Source organism: Noviherbaspirillum denitrificans, assembly GCF_002211445.1.
Classification (GTDB): domain Bacteria; phylum Pseudomonadota; class Gammaproteobacteria; order Burkholderiales; family Burkholderiaceae_D; genus Noviherbaspirillum; species Noviherbaspirillum denitrificans.
Genome location: NZ_LSTO01000001.1, coordinates 3,357,850 through 3,361,088, shown reverse-complemented (window position 1 = coordinate 3,361,088; position 3,239 = coordinate 3,357,850). Strand labels below are relative to the sequence as shown.

Here is a 3,239-nt window from a genome sequence, read left to right as displayed (position 1 = left end):
CGGCGGTATGCGCGCGCGCTGACGCACGATGCGGCCTGGTCCGACGACCTGGTGCAGGACACGCTGGAGCGGGCGCTGCAGCGGCGCTGGCAGTTCCGCTTCGACCGCAGCCTGACCGCCTGGCTGTTCACGATCCTGTATCGCCTGTTCCTGAACGACGTTGCCCGCCGCGGCCAGACGGTGCCGGACGAGGATGTCCCGGAACCCTCGGTGACCCCGGATTTCCCCATGCAGATCGACATGCAACGCGCGCTCTCCAGGCTGACGCCGGAGCACCGCGCGGTGATCGTGCTGGTCGGACTGGAACAGCTGTCTTACCAGGAAGCGGCTGCCGTCCTCGACGTCCCCATAGGAACAGTGATGTCGCGGCTGTCGCGCGCCCGCGAACAATTGCGCGCCTATCTATCCGGCACGGCCGCGGCCGGCGTTTCACGGCTTTCCCGGATCAAGTGACATGAAGACCGACCCGATCAGCGAACAGGACCTCCACGGCTACGTCGACAACCAGCTCGGCCCGGAACGCCGTGCGGAGGTCGAGGCCTATCTCGCCGTGCAGCCGGAGGCGGCGGTGCTGGTCCAGGACTTGCGGCAGCAGAACCGCTTGCTGCATGAGGCGTTCGACGCCGTGCTCAATGAACCCGTCCCCATCGGCATGGGCGCGGCTTTGCGGCGTCGGCACTTTCCGCTGGCCTGGGCCGCCAGCGTTGCCGCGCTCGCATTCGGCCTCGTTGCAGGCTGGGCCGCACGCGACATGACGCAACCGGCACCGGGGCCAGCCGCATTCGCCGAACGTGCGTTGCGCGCTCACCTCCTGTACGCCAGCGAAAAACGCCACCCGGTGGAAGTGCCGGCCGAGCAGGAAGCCCATCTCGTTGCATGGCTGTCCAAGCGACTGGATGCGCCGATCCGGGCGCCTGCGCTGAATCAGCATGGATTCTCGCTGCTCGGCGGCCGCCTCCTGCCTGGCGAGGACGGACCCCTGGCGCAACTGATGTACGAATCGGTGGACGGCGAAAGACTGACCCTGATCGTGCGGCGTGCCGGGCGCAACGCAGGCGATACCCGTTTCCAACTACTGGAACAAAACGGCAGCAGCGTCTTCTACTGGGTAGACCGCGATTACGGTTATGCCTTGTCCGGCAGCATCGGCAAGAACCGCATGATGGACGTCGCCCGGGCAGTCGACACCCAACTGCGTCATCCGTCAAATTGATGTAAGGTTTTCCGGTCAGGGACAGACCAAGCATCGTCATCACCTCGCGGAGTACCCATGTTAATCAAGCGCAACGCCAACGGGATAGATCTGCCTTTTCCGTCTGAAATCACGCCACGCCATGTCTTCGAGTCGCGCCGCACCTTCATCAAGCAGATGGCGCTCGGCTCGATTGCGGCGGCTGCGCCGGACCTGCTGATCCGGGACGCTTTCGCGCAGTCGGGGCCGAAGCTCCCCGCTACCCGCAACGCCGCGTTCATGGTGATGGACAAACCGACGTCCTACAAGGACGCGACGAGCTACAACAATTTCTATGAATTCGGCACCGAAAAGACCGATCCTGTAGGCGCCGCCGGTTCGCTGCGCACGCGCCCGTGGACGGTAGCCATCGAGGGCGAGGTCAGAAAGCCGATGACGCTCGACATCGACAGCCTGCTCAAGCTGGCGCCGCTCGAAGAGCGCATCTACCGCCTGCGCTGCGTCGAAGGCTGGTCGATGGTGATTCCCTGGATCGGCTATTCCTTCTCCGAAATCATCAAGCGCGTCGAACCCACCGGCAATGCGAAGTACGTGGAATTCACCACACTCGCGGACCGCAAGCAGATGCCCGGCCTGCGCAGCCCGGTGCTGGAATGGCCCTATGTCGAAGGCTTGCGCCTCGACGAAGCCAGCCATCCGCTGACCCTGCTCACCTTGGGCATGTACGGCGAAGTCCTGCCGAACCAGAACGGCGCGCCGGTGCGCATCGTGGTGCCGTGGAAGTATGGCTTCAAGTCGGCCAAGTCCATCGTGAAGATCCGCTTTGTGAAGGACCAGCCGAAAACGGCGTGGAATATATCGGCACCGCAGGAATACGGCTTCTATTCCAATGTGAACCCCGAGGTCGACCACCCGCGCTGGTCGCAGGCAAGCGAGCGGCGCATCGGCGAGGACGGCTTCCTCAAGCCCAAGCGCAAGACGCTGATGTTCAATGGCTACAGCGAAGTCGCGTCGCTGTACACCGGCATGGACCTGAAGAAGTTCTACTGATGATTACCCCGAGACAGATATCGCTGGCGAAGGCGGCATTGTTCGCCGCCTCGCTGCTTCCTTTCGCGCGGCTGGTGCTGTTCGCGTTTACCGACAGGCTTGGCGCCAATCCCATCGAGTTCATCACGCGCAACACCGGCGACTGGACGCTGTACTTCCTGTGCCTGACCTTGAGCATCACGCCGCTGCGCAAGCTGACCGGCCAGCACTGGCTGATCCGGCTGCGCCGCATGCTCGGCCTGTTTGCATTTTTCTACGCGGCGCTGCACTTCACGACCTTCCTCTGGTTCGACCATTTCTTTGATGTCGACGAGATGCTCAAGGACGTGGTCAAGCGGCCCTTCATCACGGTTGGCTTCAGCGCTTTCGTGCTGCTGGTTCCGCTTGCGGTGACCAGCACCAACGGCATGGTGAAAAGGCTGGGAGGCAAGCGCTGGCAGTTGCTGCACAGGCTGGTCTACCTGATTGCGGCACTGGGCATCCTGCATTTCTGGTGGATGAAGGCGGGCAAGAACGACTTCGCACAGCCGATCCTGTTCGGAAGCATCGTCGCGGTGCTGTTGCTGATGCGACTGTGGTGGAATGTCTTGCAGCCGCGGCTGCAGCGGCGCCGGATGCAACCGGCGCCGGTATGCGGAGGATTACGGGAGCAGCGTCTCGAGCGCAAATAGTTCGCCCGGATTTTCACGGCGGCGGATCAGGTGGACCTGGTCGCCGTCGACCATCACTTCGGCGGCGCGGCCGCGCGTATTGTAGTTGGACGACATCGTCATGCCATACGCGCCGGCCGACATGATCGCCAGCAGGTCGCCCTGCTCGATCGCCAGCGAACGCTCGCGCGCCAGCCAGTCGCCCGATTCGCACACCGGGCCGACGATATCGTAGGTCTTGGCCTTGCCTTCGCGCTGCACGACCGGCTGCACGCCATGCCATGCCTCGTACATCGCCGGGCGCATCAGGTCGTTCATTGCCGCATTGACGATGGCGAAGTTTTTCA

General features: G+C 63.3%; 5 protein-coding genes. 4 read left to right on the top strand and 1 reads right to left on the bottom strand.

Annotated features, from left to right (window positions below; translation table 11 throughout):
- The 4 genes from AYR66_RS16255 to AYR66_RS16240 all read left to right on the top strand — a co-directional run.
- Positions 1-453: RNA polymerase sigma factor (locus AYR66_RS16255; protein WP_141104256.1), on the top strand; the 453-nt coding region annotated here is incomplete at its 5' end.
- A 1-nt stretch (position 454) separates the two neighbouring features.
- Positions 455-1,213 (top strand): anti-sigma factor family protein, encoded by a 759-nt coding sequence (locus AYR66_RS16250; RefSeq protein ID WP_088708370.1) that lies wholly within the window; start codon positions 455-457, stop codon positions 1,211-1,213.
- A 57-nt stretch (positions 1,214-1,270) separates the two neighbouring features.
- Entirely contained in the window at positions 1,271-2,242 is a 972-nt protein-coding gene (gene msrP / locus AYR66_RS16245; RefSeq protein WP_088708369.1) for a protein-methionine-sulfoxide reductase catalytic subunit MsrP, read from the top strand.
- A complete protein-coding gene (locus tag AYR66_RS16240) occupies positions 2,242-2,913 on the top strand; it encodes a protein-methionine-sulfoxide reductase heme-binding subunit MsrQ (RefSeq protein WP_088708368.1) in 672 nt (223 codons plus the stop codon). The genes msrP and AYR66_RS16240 overlap by 1 nt, the downstream gene beginning before the upstream one ends.
- Here the strand turns inward: AYR66_RS16240 and AYR66_RS28950 are convergent.
- Positions 2,884-3,239 (bottom strand): diaminopimelate decarboxylase family protein (locus AYR66_RS28950; RefSeq protein WP_420093105.1); only part of this gene is annotated, 356 nt, incomplete at its 5' end. The genes AYR66_RS16240 and AYR66_RS28950 overlap by 30 nt on opposite strands.